The following is a 16170-nucleotide window of genomic DNA, read 5'->3' on the forward strand; positions in this document are numbered from 1 at the left end:
ATCATGGAAAATAAAACCATCTATGTCAGGACCAGCAAAGGCGAGGACGAGATTCGCAGCAAGACTGCGCATCTTTCCGGGGACATCAAACGCGCTTTGCTGATGGTCGACGGCACGTCTACATTCGGCGAGATCAGCAAGCGTACGGCTCCCAGCCTGCGCAGCATGCTCGGCGATCTGTTCCTGGAGCTGGAGAAGGGCGGGTTCGTCCAGGACAAGACCAAAATGGACAGTATTTCCAAAATGGCCGCCCCTCCCAAGATGGCGATGCCCCCCAAGATGGCGATGCCGGTCAAGATGGCGACACCGGTCAAGAGACCACCCGAGGAAAGTGTCGGCGAACTGGATTTCACCGCTGCTTTCCGCGCCCCCTCTCCGGAGGTGCTGGCTGCCGAGGGTGCCAAGATTGCGGCAGAAAAGGCTGAGGCTCATGCCCGGCAGGAAGCAGAAGCGGCGAAGTTGAAGGCGCATCAAGAAGCGGAAGCCGCTCGGCATAAGGCTGAACAAGAAGCTGCGCGAGTTCGGTCGGAACTTGAAGCGGCCAAAACGGAGGCCGCGGCCAAAGCGCGAGAGCTTGCTGAAGCCAAGGCGAAACAGGAAGCCGAGGTTGCGCGCGGCAAGGCCGAAGCTGAAGCCAAAGCCCGAGCCGAGGCCGAGGCAAAAGCCAGGCAGGAGATCGAGGCCGCGCGACGCAAGGCCGAGGAGGACGCCGCCAAGGCACGGCGGGAAGCCGAAGCGGCAAAGCTGGCGGCCCAACAGGAGGCGGAAGCCGCAAGGCGCATGGCCGAACAGGAGGCCGCCAAGGCGCGCGAAGAAGCGGAACGCGCCAAACAGCAGGCTGCAGCGGAAGCCAAGGCGCGTGAAGAAACCGAGCGCCGCGCCAGGGAAGAAGCGGAAGCTGCGCGCGTGAAAGCCGAGCAGGAGGCGGCGCTGGTTCGTGCCGAACTGGAAGCAGCAAGAGCAAAGGCTGAGGCGGAAGCTAAGGCCAGGGAAGAGGCGGAGCGCCGCGCGCAAGCAGAAGCAGAGACCGCCAGAGTGAAAGCGCAGCAAGAAGCCGAGGCTGCCCGCCGCAAAGCCGAAGAGGAGACCGCCAAGGCGAAGCAGGAAATCGAAGCGGCGAAATTGAAGGCACAGCAGGATGCGGAAGCTGCGCGGCACAAGGCCGAGCAGGAGGCTGCCAAGGCGCGAGAAGAAGCGGAACTGGCTAAGCAGCAGGCCGCAGCCGAAGCCAAGGCGCGTGAAGAGGCCGAGCGCCGTGCCAGAGAAGAAGCGGAAGCGGCGCGAATGAAGGTCGAGCAGGAAGCGGTGCGGATGCGTGCGGAACTGGAAACGGCACGTGCAGAGGCGGAAACCAAGGCGCGCGAGGAGGCGGAGCGCCAACTTCGAGCGGAGGAAGAGCGGCTGGCCAGGGAGCAGGCAGCCAGCCTGGTTGCGCAGCAGCAGGCCGAAGCGATGCTGCTTCAATCGGCGCGGGACACTGTAGCCGCACCTGCAGAAGCCGCCAGACCGAAGTCAGCGGGCGCCACATCTTCACGTTCCACCAGTGCCACGGTGCTGTTCCTCGACGTGGTCGGCTACACCAAGCAACCCGTCAACAAGCAGATCCAAGTCAAGAAACAATTCAACCAACTGCTTTCCGATTGCCTGGCGGCCGTAGGGGAAGGCGAGCGCATCATTCTCGATACCGGTGACGGCGCGGCAGTGGGGTTTCTGCAACACCCGGAAGATGCGCTGGAAGCGGCCATGCAATTCCGCAAGACGGTGACGGCCAATCAGCACAAGGACTATCCGGATCTCAACGTGCGCATCGGCATCCATCTCGGCCCCATCAATGTCGTCAAGGACATGAACGGCCAGAGCAACATGGTCGGCGACGGCATCAACGATGCGCAACGCGTGATGAGCTTTGCCGGCAGCGACCAGATCTATGTCTCGCGTCCCTATTACGATTTTGTATCGCGCCTGAGCGACGAATACGCCGACCTGTTCGTCTATCGAGGCTCGCAACAGGACAAGCACGGTCGCGAGCATCCGGTCTATGAACTGGTGGATGGTGCTGTAGCTCCCGCCGTCGAAGTCGTTCCCGTGAGTGAACCAGCAGCGGAGATCAAGCTGGAACCCTTCAGTCTTTCGATGTCCGAACCGGTGACCGGCACGCCATCCGAGCCGCTGTATGAAGAGCCCCAGCAGCATCATGAGGATGTCAATCTGATCAGCGATGTCGGCAAGCTCAACCATACCGAAGAGAAGCCGGTTACTTCGGAACGACCTCCGGAAGAGACGCTGCCTCAAGCTGCCCCCGCTGCAAAGGTCGAGGCGGCTCCGGCCAAACCCGTTGCGGAAGTGCGCATGCCCAGCGAAGAGGATGTGAGAAAGCTGGCGGAAACCCAGGCCAAAGCCTGGGCGGTGGCCGAGCAGCGCGCCCTCGAAACTGCCAGGGCCAAGGCCGAGCGCCCCCCCGAGCCTCCAGTAGAAGTATCGAAGAAGGCAGCTGAGCGAGTCCGCCGCAAACCGATACCCTGGGGTAAGGTGGGCGGGGGAATATTCGTGGCGGCACTGGCCGCATTGTTCGTCGTGCCCTATCTGCTGCCGATGAAGGATTATTCTGCGAGGATCGAACAACAGCTTTCCGCAAACTTGCGTCAGCCGGTTCATATCGGCAAGCTTGCGGGGAGGATACTGCCCACCCCGCGTCTGGAAATGAGCGATGTGTCGTTCGGCGAAATGAAACAGATCCAGGCGCAGCAGGCACGCGTGAATTTCGCGCTCTCGGCTTTGTTCACCTCGGTCAAGCCGATAAACAGCGTCGAGCTGGATGGGCTGCTGGTCAACGGTGCCGTGTTGCAGCAAGTTTCCGGATGGCTGCAGCAGGCGGTGGCCGATCAGCAGCATCCGGTCGCGCGCATCGTGTTGAGCCAAGGCAAGCTTGAAGCCGAAGGCTTCACCATTTCCAGCGTGGGGGGCGAACTGAGTTTCGACCAGGCAGGTAAGCTCGCTCAGGCGAAATTGCATGCAGAAGACAATAAATATGCTCTGGATCTGAATGCGGCCGGCGACAAATTGCAGGTTGCGATCAACGTTCGTGCCGCCGCATTGCCCTTGCTGCCGAACTGGGTCTTCGATGAGCTGAACGCAAAGGGCGAATTGACCGGCGACGGCTTGCAGATCACCGAGATGGACGGCCGTATCAAGGGCGGGATACTGCTCGGCGATGCGAACATCGACTGGCGCTCGGGCTGGAAGGCGCAGGGTAATCTGGTGGCGAAGACCATCACCTTGCAGAACCTGAGCAAGCTGCTTGAAGGCGACATGGACGGCAAGGCGCGTTTCCGGATGCAATCGGCGAATCTCTCCGGGCTGACCGAAACGGCAATTCTTGACGGCGACTTCGTCGTCAAGAAGGGCATCGTCAATGGCATGGACATCGTCGAGATGGCACGCCTGCGCAGCCGCAGCAACCTGCCTGGCGGGCGGACACACTTCGATGAGCTGACTGGCGATCTGAATTTTGCCAATGGCGCCTATCACTTCCGCAAGCTGAAAATGCAGGCTGGGGTATTGGCGGCGACAGGCGGCGTGGATGTCGTCAGACAGGAAGTGTCCGGCAATATTTCGGCCGATCTGTCGATGCGCACGGCGATAGGGACGGTTCCGCTGCAGGTTGGTGGAACCACCGAGAGTCTGACGTTGCGGGCACGATAGGAAAGGTTGCAGTTCGGCGGAAAAAAGAAAGGGGCACGGAATGTGCCCCTCTTGCTTTGTTGAGTTCCTGCCGAAAACTTCAGGAAAGTGTTTTCGCTATTTGCTCCAGCGCATCGAGATTTTGGCTTCGGCTAACCTGAAGGTCAGCCTTCACCGAAATCTCAGGAAAGCGCTTTCGCTATACGCTCCAGTGCTGCGAGATTTTGGCTACGGCATAACCTGAAGGTTAGCCTTCACCGAAACCTCAAGACAGCGCTTTCGCGATGCGCTCCAGCGCCGCCTTGAGGTTTTCCATCGAAGTGGCGAAGGAGATGCGGAAGTAGCCTTCGCTGCCGAAGGCCGAGCCCGGCACCACCGCTACGTTTGCTTCCGCCAGCAGGTATTCGGCCAGCGCGATGTCGGTGGTTTCCTTGATCAGGCCTTTCTGGTGCAGCGTGGTGATCGCCTCCCGCGCATCGGGGAAGGCGTAGAACGCGCCACCCGCCATCAGGCACTTCAATCCCGGGATCTTGTTCAGCTCGTTCACCACGAAGGCGTGGCGTTCGCGGAATGCCTTGATCATCGGCTCGAGGCAATTCTGGTCGCCGTTCAGCGCCACCTCGGCAGCCACCTGCGAAATGGAGGTCGGGTTCGAGGTGCTCTGCGACTGTACGTTCTCCATCGCGGTGATGATGTGCTCCGGCCCAGCTGCATAGCCGATGCGCCAGCCGGTCATCGCATAAGCCTTCGACACGCCGTTGAGCACCATGGTGCGCGGATACAGATCGGGGCAGGCATTCAGGATATTGCAGAACTTCTCGTCGGTCAGCGCGATGTGCTCGTACATGTCGTCGGTCGCGATGATGATGTTGGGGTACTTGCGCAGCACGTCGCCCAACGCCTTCAGGTCTTCCAGCGTGTAAACCGCGCCGGACGGGTTGCTCGGGCTGTTGATGACGATCATCTTGGTTTTGGGGGTGATCGCCGCTTCCAGCTGGGCGGGCGTCAGCTTGAAACCCTGCACGATGTCGGCCTGTACGATCACCGGCTTGCCTTCGGCGATGAGCACGATGTCGGGATAGGACACCCAGTACGGCGCGGTGATGATGACCTCATCGCCGGGGTTGATGGTAGACAGCACGAGGTTGAAGAAGCTCTGTTTGCCGCCGCAGGAGACCAGGATCTGCTTCGCGGTGTATTCCAGCCCGTTGTCGCGCTTGAATTTGGCGATAATCGCCTGCTTCAGTGAGGGGATGCCGCCCACGGCGGTGTACTTGGTGAAACCCTTGTTGATCGCCCCGATCGCGGCATCCTTGATGTGCTGCGGCGTATCGAAATCCGGCTCGCCCGTTGCCAGTCCGATGATGTCCTTGCCTTCCGCCTTCAGCTTCGCTGCGCGGGCGGCGACGGCAAGGGTGGGGGAGGGCTTGATGGCGAGTACGCGAGAGGAGAGAGACACGATTATTCCTTGCTGATTGAACGTTGGGGCGAATTATACCCGCACCGCAGAAAGAGTGAACCAGCAGCGGGGCATTGTTATTCCGACTATGCGTCGGACCTGACGCGGAAGGTTTTCACAGCCAGCCAGGCTCCTAGTAGGCTCTCAGTCAGATAGAGGATGCTGGATATTCCGTGCCACATCTTGAACTGGTCGGCGAAGGCGCTTTGCATCACATCCAGCGGTAGCGCCCGCGTTTTCAACTCTGCCATCAGCGGCTGGATGCCGAATTGAATGGTCAGGGTGATGACGAGCATCGCCGCGATCACAGCAAACAACGGCTCACGCAAGGCCGCTTTGCCCGACGTGAGCGCGCGGTGCAGCAGCAGATATGTGCCGCAAAACATCCCGGTATATCCCATCACCTCGAACATCTGCCCTGCCAGCATGCCCGCGAGCTGCTTGTCCGGCTGGCCGTGGAACAGAATAGGGGCGGCCAGGTAGCCGATGGCCCACAGGCCGCCGACCCACAGGGTGGTGGCCAATGCCGCGAGGTGGTGAGGAATGTTTTTCAAGGGACGGCTCCAGGAGCGCTAAGAAGGCGCAATTGTCCCCTGTGCGGCGTGTGGTGGCAATGGCTCCTGTGTCCCTGGGCCTGGGCGACAGAAGCCGGAAAAGGGTGCTGCGGCTTCCGCCTCCCGGCCAGCTAGGCGCCTGCTACTACACCGTGTCTGCTCAGAACCTCAAGATAGACGTCCGGCTCGGGGCGGATGCGGTAATTGTCTGTCTCATGCGTCCACACGATCTTGCCGTCGCGGCCGGTGATGATCACGGTGGGCAGTACCGTATCGTTGTCATACCCGAATGCCTGCATGCCCATCGGTGTGCCATTACTGTTCTCGATGCCGAGAGCGCGTGCAGCGGCGTTGCCCCGGTCAGTCAGAAAATCGAAATTCACGTTGTATTTCCTAGCGAGTTCAATCGTATTTTCATGCGGCTGCGGCGAGATCATCGCGACTCTTACGCCGAGTGATTCCAGTTCCTTGTAGCGCGCCACCAGTTCTTTCAGTTGGGCCATGCACAGCGGGCACCAGTTGGCGCGGTAGAAGACGATGATGGCTGGTCTGTCCGTCAATTGCTTCGAGCTGACGGTGTTGCCCTGCGTATCCAGTACAGTGAAGTGAGGCAGCTTGGTGCCGACAATCAGCTTCATGCTGGACTGGCGATCGCCAAAGGTCGAGAACCAGTAGGCGTAGAGCAGGAAGTCAACCCACGCCGCGAGGGCAAGCGCTGGAGCGATGAAGCTGGCTCCCTGCTGTTGCCACGTCCATGCCGCCAGTGTGACCCCCGCTATACCGAGAATGTTTATCAGCGGGAAGTGCGCACTGGTGCGTGCCACGTTCTTGAACGTCATCAACACAGTGATGACCGACAGGATAGGGCCGGCCGTCAGCATCACGCCTAACCAGGCCAGCGTGTCCGAGCCACGATAGAGCATCCAACCACTGAAGCCTGCGATGCCGATGATCGCGAACAGGTAGAAGGTGATGAAAATGGATTTGAGCAAGTTCATTGTTGTCCCCAGGTGTGAATGACATCTGCAATCATCGCTTGGCATGCCCGCATGGGCGGGCATGCCGACCAACGACTAGATCGCCGCGAGGAGTTCCTTGTTCGGCTCCGGCTTCGTCAGGTGATTGATGTAATTCGACAGCGTCTTGATGGACACGATCAGGATCACCTCGAGAATTTGCTGTCTGGTAAAGCCAGTGCCAAGAAATGCCTGAATCTCCGCCGCGCTCGGCCTCCCGCGTTGCCTCACGACGGCCTGGGTGAAATCTGCCAAGGCCCGGTCTTTGGCATCGGCAATCTCCGAATGAGAGGCGAGTGCGTTCAAAGTCTGCGCATTCGCGCCCTTCATTTTGCCGATGGCGCGATGGGCAACCGAACAAAACTCGCACTCGTTTTCGACGCTCACTGCGAGCAGGGCGACTTGCTGTTGCGCCGCGGACAGCGAACCCCTGGAGACCAGGTCGTTCAGCGCCAGGTAGGCTTCCACGGTGGTGGGTGCCTCAGCCATATAGGCGAACAGATTGGGGATGAATCCGTAGCCTTTGCGGATGCCTTCCAGCAGTTCCCTAGTGTGGCCAGTGGTGTTTTCCAGCGTGTGGAAAGTGAAATCGGTCATGATGCTGCTCCTTGTGATTGGTTGTTCTCGAATGACCTTAAAACGGTCGGGCAACGTGATGCGCTGCTGGAACGGATTTTCGAGAAACCGGAACGGAGCATCCATGACAGGACGGCTGGAATTTATGTCCAATCGTCCGGATGTGCGGAGCGGCTAGTTGCGGGCTTTGCCGGGCGGGATGCCGATGATGCGCTTGAACGCCTTGCGGAATGCCGCCTCCGACTCGTAACCACAGCGCAATGCCACATCAAGCATGTTGGCGTCTTTCTCGGCGAGCATGCCCATCGCCAACTGCATGCGCCATGTCGCAACGAACTCCATGGGCGTCATCTTGATGAACTGTGTGAATCGTTCGGTGAATGTGGAGCGCGATTGGCAGGCGAGCTTGGCCATGCGTTCGACTGTCCAGGTCTCGGCTGGTGCATCGAGGAAGGCTGAGACGGCGAAACGCAAATGCTCGTCCGATAACGCAGCGAACAACGGAGATAGTTTGGGGTCCAGATGCAGCACGTGCCGTATGACATACAGGAACAACGTGTCTGATAATCGATCCAGCACTGTCGTCGCACCTAGATCATTCAGCTTGGCTTCCTCTGACATCAGCTCAATCAGGCCGCGCATCTGCCTCCCGACGGGGCTTCGATCGGGTTGGATCAGCATGAAATCCGGGAGCGAGGCGAGCAACAAGCGGCGGATATGCGCGGGGAATCTCAGGTGGCCGCACAGCAAGCCAGTGCCGGCTGCGCGTTCATCGAAAGCTACTTGTCTGCCCAAATTGAATTCCTGACCGGGTGAAACATGTCGCAGGCCACTGATGGCATGCGCCGCATCGTGCGGGAAAAAAGAAATGTCTCCCGCACGCATCAGCGTCGGCTCAGGTTGATTCGGCAGATGTATCCAGGCCTTGCCATGACACACCAGGTGAAAAGTCGTGGCATCGCCGCCAGCCGTGGGCATATGCCAGGCATCGCACAACTGGCCGACGTAAAAGACCTCTGCGCCGAGATGAAGGTGGCGCAGGAAATCGTCGAAGGGCTGTGGGATGGTCGGTTTGGTCAATGGATACGGGTTCCTGCGGGGGATATCCTGTCGCGCGTTGGGCATCCCGGGCCAGATCTGCCGTGCATCAACCCGGCCTGCGGAACAGCGCTGGTATCTGCGCCTTCTGTCTGCTCACCGGCTCTTCCTTCTTTTCCAACGGCGCGGAAGCAGTGATGTTCGGCACGTAGGGTTTGTCGAACCACGGGTCGTGGCTGGGCTTCTGCGGCGGGGGCCTGTGGTACTCGCGTTCGCGATGTTCACCGCGTGGCCGCGATTTCGACAGAACGGGCAGGGGCTCCCGCTTGATCTGCTGCTTGATTAGTTTTTCGATGTCCTGCAGGTATCTTTCCTCGTCCGGTGCGACCAGCGAGATCGCGGTGCCGGATGCGCCGGCGCGGCCGGTACGGCCGATGCGGTGCACGTAATCCTCCGCGGCGTGCGGGATCTCGTAGTTGATCACCATCGGCAGGCTGTCGATGTCCAGGCCGCGCGCGGCGACGTCGGTGGCGATCAGCACGGTGACCTTGCCCTGCTTGAAGGCATCCAGCGCCTGGATACGTTCCGACTGGCTCTTGTCGCCGTGGATGGCGTCGGCGGTGACGCCTTCGCGCTGCAACTGGCGCGCAAGGCGGCTGGCGGTGAGCTTGGTCTTGGTGAACACGATCACCTGCTTCGCATCGTCGCCGCGCAATAGTTGCGTGAGCAGGGCGTGCTTGTCTTCGTGCTCGACCAGATAGACCTTCTGGGTGATGTTCTCGTTGGAGGCGTTGCTGCGCGCGACCTCGATCAGCGTCGGGTAGATCAGGAAGTCTTCCGACAGCTTCTTGATCTCATCAGAGAAGGTTGCAGAGAACATCAGGCTCTGCCGCGTTCTCGGCAGCAGTGCGAGGATGCGCTTCAGGGCGGGCATGAAGCCCATGTCCAGCATGCGGTCGGCCTCGTCCAGCACCAGCATCTGCACCGTGCCCAGTTGCACGCTCTTCTGCTCGATGTGGTCCAGCAATCGTCCCGGCGTCGCCACCAGGATCTCCACGCCGTTCTTCAGGTGCGGCGTCTGCGTCTTGATGTCCACGCCGCCGAACACCACCAGCGAGCGCAGCTTGGTATGTTTCGCGTAGGCTTTGATGTTCTCTTCCACCTGGATCGCCAGCTCGCGCGTGGGAACCAGGATTAGCGCGCGCACCGGATGGCGCGCCGGCGAGGTGCTGGAACTGGCATGAGGCAAGAGCTTCTGCAGCATCGGCAGCGCGAATGCCGCCGTCTTGCCGGTGCCCGTCTGGGCGCCGGCCATCAGGTCATTCCCTTCCAGCACCAGCGGAATGGCTTGCGCCTGGATGGGGGTGGGGGTGGCGTAACCTGACTCGGTGAGCGCCTTGAGGATTTCTGGCGCGAGGTTCAGATCGGCAAAACTGACGGTGTTCAATGTAGGAGGCTCTTTATCGCAAGTGAGATGTGAGGCTCATTATACGCCGCGTCCGCCTCCGGGGAACCCGCGCATCATCCCGGCATTCCCCGTACAATATCACCATGAAAATCCAGACCTTTCCCGACAGTCCCTACCGCTTGCACCAGCCGTTCGAGCCGTCCGGCGACCAGCCCACGGCCATCGCGCAGCTGGTGGAGGGCATCGAGGACGGCCTAGCGTTCCAGACGCTGCTGGGCGTGACCGGCTCGGGCAAGACCTACACCATGGCGAACGTCATCGCGCGCACTGGTCGGCCGGCCATCGTCATGGCGCCGAACAAGACGCTCGCGGCGCAGTTGTATGCCGAGATGCGCGAGTTCTTTCCCGAGAACGCGGTCGAGTATTTCGTCTCCTATTACGACTACTACCAGCCAGAGGCCTACGTGCCGTCGCGCGACGTGTTCATCGAGAAGGATTCCAGCGTCAACGAGCAGATCGAGCAGATGCGATTGTCTGCCACCAAGGCGCTGCTGGAGCGGCCGGACGCGGTGATCGTCGCCACGGTGTCGGCGATCTACGGTATCGGCGATCCGGTGGACTACCACGGCATGATCCTGCACCTGCGCCACAACGAGCGCATGCCGCAGCGCGACGTGATCAAGCGCCTGACCGAGATGCAGTACGAGCGCAACGATGTCGACTTCACGCGCGGTACCTTCCGCGTTCGCGGCGACGTGATCGACATCTTCCCGGCGGAAAACAACGAGAACGCGCTGCGCCTGACTCTGTTCGACGACGAAGTCGAGTCGCTGTCGCTGTTCGATCCGCTCACCGGTCATATCCTGCAGAAGGTGCCGCGCTACACGGTCTATCCTTCGAGCCATTACGTCACGCCGCGCAGCACCGTGCTGCGCGCCATCGAGACCATCAAGGTCGAGCTGGCCGAGCGCATCGCGTTCTACCAGCGCGAGAACAAGCTGGTGGAGGCGCAGCGCATCGAGCAGCGCACCCGCCACGACCTGGAGATGCTCACCGAGATCGGCTTCTGCAAGGGCATCGAGAACTACTCGCGACACCTTTCCGGGCGCAAGCCGGGCGAGGCGCCGCCGACGCTGATGGACTACCTCCCGCCGAACGCGCTGATGTTCCTCGACGAGAGTCACGTCACCATCCCGCAGATCGGCGGCATGTACAAGGGCGACCGCGCGAGAAAAGAAAATCTCGTCAACTACGGCTTCCGTCTGCCTTCCGCGCTGGACAATCGCCCGCTGCGCTTCGACGAATTCGAACGCATCATGCGCCAGGCCGTCTTCGTCTCCGCCACGCCGGCGACCTATGAGGCCGAGCACGCCGGGCAGGTGGTGGAGCAGGTGGTTCGCCCGACCGGCCTGATCGACCCGGTCATCGAGGTGCGTCCGGCCACGCACCAGGTGGACGACCTGATGTCCGAGGTGCGGCTGCGCGTCAAGGCAGGGGAGCGCGTGCTGGTCACCACGCTGACCAAGCGCATGTCGGAACAGCTCACCGAATACTTCTCCGAACACGGCATCAAGGTGCGCTACCTGCACTCCGATATCGAAACCGTGGAGCGCGTCGAGATCATCCGCGACCTGCGCCTTGGCGAATTCGACGTGCTGGTCGGCATCAACCTGTTGCGCGAAGGCTTGGACATTCCCGAGGTGTCGCTGGTCGCCATCCTCGATGCGGACAAGGAAGGGTTCCTGCGCTCCGAGCGCAGCCTGATCCAGACCATAGGCCGTGCCGCGCGCCACCTGCACGGCACCGCGCTGCTGTATGCCGACAGGATCACGGACTCGATGCGCAAGGCGATCGACGAGACCGAGCGCCGCCGCCACAAGCAGGTGGCCTACAACGAAGCCAATGGCATCACGCCGCAGTCCGTGGTCAAACGCATCAAGGACATCATCGACACCGAGTACGACATGGACTCCGAGCGCGCGCAGCTGAAGGCCGCGCAGACCCAGGCCAAGTATTTCGCGATGAGCGAGAAGGAAGTCTCCAAGGAGATCGCGCGACTGGAGAAGGAGATGCTGCAGGCCGCGAAGAATCTGGAATTCGAGCGAGCCGCCGAGCTGCGCGACCAACTCAAGAAATTGCGCGAAGCCATATTCGTTTCACCATTGTGAATTCAAACATGAAAGTCAAAGTCCTGTTCGTCTGCATGGGCAACATCTGCCGATCGCCCACCGCCGAGGCTGTGTTCCGCCATTACGTCGAGAACGCGGGCATGTCCGAACATATCCTGATCGACTCCGCGGGCACCCACGATTACCATATCGGTGAGCCGCCGGACGCGCGCACTCGGCGTGCGGCTCAGCAGCGCGGCTACGACATGAGCGCCTTGCGTGGGCGCCAGGTCGGTGCGGATGACTTCGAGCGCTTCGACTACGTGCTGGCGATGGACCGCGCCAACCTCGCTATCCTGCAGCGTCTCGCGCAGCACGGGGACGGTGACCCGCATCTGTTCCTCGAATATGCCAAACACCACAAGGAGCGCGAAGTGCCCGACCCCTATTACGGCGGCGCGGAAGGCTTCGAGCGCGTGCTGGACATGGTGGAGGATGCGGCGGAAGGGCTGCTGCAACACATCCGCAAGAGGCATTTCCAGCGCGACTGATCCCGCATGACTGCCTGCCTGTGCCAGAGTTGCGGCGCATGTTGCTCCAGTTATCGCGTGTCGTTCTACTGGGCCGAGGCCGACGACGCGCTCGGCGGCCTCGTTCCCGCACGCCTCACCGAACCCGTCTCGCCCCATCTGCGCTGCATGAAGGGCACGGCCACAAAGCCGGTGCGCTGTATCGCGCTCGAGGGCGAGGTGGGCAAACGGGTCTCGTGCAGCATCTATTCCCAGCGTCCCTCCACCTGTCGCGAATTCGACGTGCTCGAAGCGGACGGATCGCCCAACCCGCGCTGTGCAGCACTGCGCGCAGAGTCGTTCAGCTTGTGACTGGGGGATGCCCAACGCGGTCAGAACTAAATAAATATTTGTGCTTATGGCGGCGAAAGAGGGGCGCTGCTAGATTCTGGGCAGATGTGTTCAGACCTCATGCAAGCGATTCAAAAGATCACACCATGCCTGTGGTTCGACGATCAGGCCGAGGAGGCGGCAATGTTTTATACCGCCATCTTCAGGAACTCCAGGATCGTGCAGATTTCCCGCTACGGGGAAGCGGGATACGAGGTCCACGGCCGGGCGGCGGGGACGGTGATGTCGGTCGCCTTCGAGCTCGATGGGCAGGGGTTCACCGCACTCAACGGCGGTCCGGTGTTCAAGTTCAACGAGGCTGTCTCGTTCCAGGTCAACTGCAAGACACAGGAAGAGGTGGACTACTATTGGGCCGGGCTCTCCGATGGCGGGGATGAACAGGCGCAGCAATGCGGATGGTTCAAGGATAGATACGGCGTCTCATGGCAGGTCGTGCCCATCGCCTTGGTCGAGATGCTCGCCAGCCCCGATCACGATAAGTCTCAAGGGCGATGGCCGCGATGCTTCAGATGAAGAAGCTCGATATCGAGAAACTGAGGCAGGCATACGCCGGGTAGTCGGTTTCACCCAAACAAAAAGCCGCACGACTTTCATCGTGCGGCTTTTGTTTTGCTACCTGGCCGGAATCAACCCTGCGTGTGCTGGGTCTCGATCTGCACCAAGGGTTCGTTCTCGACATACACCTCGCGCGGGCGCTGACGGCGGCGCGGGGCGGGTTCGGAACCGCCGGCGGGTACGTTCACCACGGCGCTGAACTTGCCCGGATCGGTTTCGATCTGGACCAGTCCTTCGCCGCCGGTCGTTGCCGCGGGTGCGGCTGCAACGGGCTTGGGTGCGGCAGCCGGTGCCACGTAGCCTGCCGGATAGGCGACGTACTCGGTCGGCTTCAGCGGCGGCACATAACCTGCGGGATAGGCGACGTACTCGGTCGGCTTCGGCTTGGCCGGAGCCGCGGCTTCGATGCTGCCTGTCGCCTCGACGCTCTGAGGCGCGTTCTCGCGGCGCTCTCGTTCGCGACGGCCACCGCGGCGGCCGCGACGGCGACCGCCTTCACGCGCGCCGCCTTCTTCCGCCTGTTCGGCGGATGGGGCGGCCACCTGGCTTTCCTGCACCGGCTTTTCTTCGGCCTGCTGTGCCGGGGCTACGCGCGGAGGACGCGGCTGCTTCGGCTGGCGTGGTTCGCGTTCGCCTTGCTGCTGACGCGGCTCTTGCTTGGCCTCGGTTTGTGCAGGACGTTCACCGCGTTCGCGGCGGCCTTCACCGCGTTCACCGCGTTCACCGCGTTCACCGCGTTCACCACGTTCACCACGTTCACCACGTTCACCACGTTCACCACGCTCGCGGCGCTTGCCGCCTTCGCCGCGCTCACCTCGTTCGCCACGTTCACGGCGAGGCTGGTTGCGCGATTTGCTTGCGGTCGGCTTGGCCTTGGGCTTCTCTTCCTCTTCAGTTATCGACTTGAACCAGCCGAACACCTTGCCGAGCAGCGAGGGGCCCTTGGCCTTGGGCTCTTCCGCCTTCACCGGCGCGGGTTGCGCCGGGGTGATGCCTTGTACCACGGCGGTGGCGCGCACGGCTTTTTGCTGTTCCTGTGCCGGGGTCAGCGGCTTTTCTTCCGATGGTTTTTCCACCAGCTTGTAGCTGGCTTGCAGCACTTCGCTGGTCAGGTCGTCGTGACGCAGGCGGGTGATGCTGTAGTTCGGCGTTTCCAGGTGCGGATTGGGAATCAGCGTGACCGGCACTTTCAGGCGCGATTCGATGCGATGGATGTCGGCACGCTTCTCGTTGAGCAGGAAGGTGGCGACGTCCACCGGCACTTGTGCGTGGATGGCGGCGCTGCTTTCCTTCATCGCCTCTTCCTGGATGATGCGCAGGATGTGCAGGGCGGAGGACTCGGTGCCGCGGATGTGGCCGATGCCGCTACAGCGCGGGCAGGCGATGTAGTTGCTCTCGCCCAGGCTGGGTTGCAGGCGCTGGCGCGACAGTTCGAGCAGGCCGAAGCGCGAAATCTTCGCGGTCTGCACGCGAGCGCGGTCGTAGCGCAGCGAATCGCGCAGGCGGTCTTCGACGGCACGCTGGTTCTTGCTGCTTTCCATGTCGATGAAGTCGATCACGATCAGGCCGCCCAGGTCGCGCAGGCGCAACTGGCGGGCGATCTCTTCGGCCGCTTCGAGGTTGGTGTTGAACGCGGTCGATTCGATGTCCGAGCCCTTGGTGGCGCGCGCCGAGTTGATGTCGATGGCGGTCAGGGCTTCGGTGTGGTCGATCACGATGGCGCCGCCGGAGGGCAGGCGCACTTCACGCGCATGGGCGGATTCGATCTGGTGCTCGATCTGGAAGCGCGAGAACAGCGGCACGTCGTCGACGTAGCGCTTGATGCGGTTGACGTTGTCGGGCATCACCGTGCTCATGAACGCCAGCGCCTGCTCGTAGATATCCTCGGTGTCGATCAGGATCTCGCCGATCTCGGGGTTGAAATAGTCGCGGATGGCGCGGACCACCAGGCTGCTTTCCAGGTAGATCAGCGACGGGGCCTTTTCGGACTTGGCCGCGCCGTCGATGGCGTCCCACAGCTGCTTGAGGTAGTTCAGGTCCCACTGCAGCTCTTCCTCGTTGCGGCCGATACCCGCGGTGCGGGCGATGATGCTCATGCCTGCAGGCACTTCGACGTGCGACAGCACTTCGCGCAGCTCGTTGCGCTCTTCACCCTCGATGCGGCGAGAGACACCGCCACCGTTCGGGTTGTTCGGCATCAGCACGATGTAGCGGCCGGCGAGGCTGATGTAAGTGGTCAGTGCAGCGCCCTTGTTGCCGCGCTCGTCTTTTTCCACCTGAACCAGCAGCTCCTGGCCTTCGCGCAATGCTTCCTTGATGCTGGGGCGGTTGCCGCAACCGGGCTGGTAATACTGGGGAGATACTTCCTTGAAGGGGAGGAAACCGTGACGGCTGCCGCCGTATTCGACGAAACAGGCTTCGAGGCTGGGCTCGATGCGCGTGATGACTGCCTTGTAGATATTGCTCTTGCGTTGCTCTTTGCCGGCGGTTTCAATGTCGAGGTCGATGAGTTTCTGACCGTCGACAATGGCGACACGGAGTTCTTCCGGCTGTGTCGCATTGAATAACATGCGTTTCATTTTTTATTGTCTCCCGCGCTCTGACACGGGCGAGACCAAGCTACACGCGGCTAGGCGTGTGAGAGGAGCAATCGTGCAAACGGTGTTAGGTTGTGCGTACGGTTGGTCAAATCGGTTCTCAGTCGGTAGCTGGTCTTAAAAGTTTTTTGGGTGACGCAGCAATGGCGCGTCACGGAAAATCCACAGGTGCTTTGAGCGCGTATTTCAATTACCATCACTGCTTGATTTCCGGTGAGTGACATTAACCGGGCGGGCGGCTGCTTCGTAGGCGGCTTG

12 protein-coding genes are annotated in these 16170 nt (G+C 61.2%); 5 read left to right on the forward strand and 7 right to left on the reverse strand.

Annotated elements, in window-relative coordinates; all coding sequences use genetic code 11:
* Window positions 1–3 precede the first annotated feature (3 nt).
* Window positions 4–3702, forward strand: coding sequence for an adenylate/guanylate cyclase domain-containing protein (locus FGKAn22_RS05910; RefSeq protein WP_212787039.1), 3699 nt, complete (start codon window positions 4–6; stop codon window positions 3700–3702).
* 244 nt (window positions 3703–3946) lie between these two features.
* Here the strand turns inward: FGKAn22_RS05910 and FGKAn22_RS05915 are convergent, their stop codons facing one another.
* The 6 genes from FGKAn22_RS05915 to FGKAn22_RS05940 form a co-directional block, all read right to left on the reverse strand.
* Window positions 3947–5140, reverse strand: a complete 1194-nt coding sequence (locus FGKAn22_RS05915) for a pyridoxal phosphate-dependent aminotransferase (protein ID WP_212787040.1) — start codon at window positions 5138–5140, stop codon at window positions 3947–3949.
* An 86-nt stretch (window positions 5141–5226) separates the two neighbouring features.
* Window positions 5227–5694, reverse strand: coding sequence for a DUF4149 domain-containing protein (locus FGKAn22_RS05920; protein WP_212787041.1), 468 nt, complete (start codon window positions 5692–5694; stop codon window positions 5227–5229).
* A gap of 131 nt (window positions 5695–5825) precedes the next feature.
* Window positions 5826–6692, reverse strand: a complete 867-nt coding sequence (locus FGKAn22_RS05925; protein WP_212787042.1) for a peroxiredoxin family protein — start codon at window positions 6690–6692, stop codon at window positions 5826–5828.
* A gap of 75 nt (window positions 6693–6767) precedes the next feature.
* On the reverse strand, window positions 6768–7412 hold the full coding sequence (locus tag FGKAn22_RS05930; protein WP_212787043.1) for a carboxymuconolactone decarboxylase family protein: 645 nt from the start codon (window positions 7410–7412) through the stop codon (window positions 6768–6770).
* Between the two features lie 48 nt (window positions 7413–7460).
* The gene (locus tag FGKAn22_RS05935; RefSeq protein WP_212787044.1) at window positions 7461–8366 is read right to left on the reverse strand and encodes an AraC family transcriptional regulator; all 906 of its coding nucleotides are present in this window, start codon (window positions 8364–8366) and stop codon (window positions 7461–7463) included.
* 67 nt (window positions 8367–8433) lie between these two features.
* Window positions 8434–9771 (reverse strand): DEAD/DEAH box helicase, encoded by a 1338-nt coding sequence (locus FGKAn22_RS05940; protein ID WP_212787045.1) that lies wholly within the window; start codon window positions 9769–9771, stop codon window positions 8434–8436.
* Window positions 9772–9875: 104 nt separating this feature from the next.
* On the opposite strand from FGKAn22_RS05940, the gene uvrB reads away from it, so the two are divergent.
* From uvrB to FGKAn22_RS05960, 4 genes are all read left to right on the forward strand, one after another.
* On the forward strand, window positions 9876–11900 hold the full coding sequence (uvrB, locus tag FGKAn22_RS05945) for an excinuclease ABC subunit UvrB (protein ID WP_212787046.1): 2025 nt from the start codon (window positions 9876–9878) through the stop codon (window positions 11898–11900).
* Between the two features lie 8 nt (window positions 11901–11908).
* Complete coding sequence (locus FGKAn22_RS05950; RefSeq protein WP_212787047.1) at window positions 11909–12391, forward strand: low molecular weight protein-tyrosine-phosphatase; 483 nt, start codon at window positions 11909–11911, stop codon at window positions 12389–12391.
* 6 nt (window positions 12392–12397) lie between these two features.
* Complete coding sequence (locus FGKAn22_RS05955) at window positions 12398–12721, forward strand: YkgJ family cysteine cluster protein (protein ID WP_212787048.1); 324 nt, start codon at window positions 12398–12400, stop codon at window positions 12719–12721.
* A gap of 99 nt (window positions 12722–12820) precedes the next feature.
* Complete coding sequence (locus FGKAn22_RS05960; protein ID WP_246487472.1) at window positions 12821–13273, forward strand: VOC family protein; 453 nt, start codon at window positions 12821–12823, stop codon at window positions 13271–13273.
* A gap of 113 nt (window positions 13274–13386) precedes the next feature.
* Here the strand turns inward: FGKAn22_RS05960 and FGKAn22_RS05965 are convergent, their stop codons facing one another.
* Complete coding sequence (locus tag FGKAn22_RS05965) at window positions 13387–15894, reverse strand: Rne/Rng family ribonuclease (protein WP_212787049.1); 2508 nt, start codon at window positions 15892–15894, stop codon at window positions 13387–13389.
* Between the last annotated feature and the right edge of the window lie 276 nt (window positions 15895–16170).

Source organism: Ferrigenium kumadai (assembly GCF_018324385.1).
In the GTDB taxonomy this organism is placed as follows: Bacteria; Pseudomonadota; Gammaproteobacteria; order Burkholderiales; family Gallionellaceae; genus Gallionella; species Gallionella kumadai.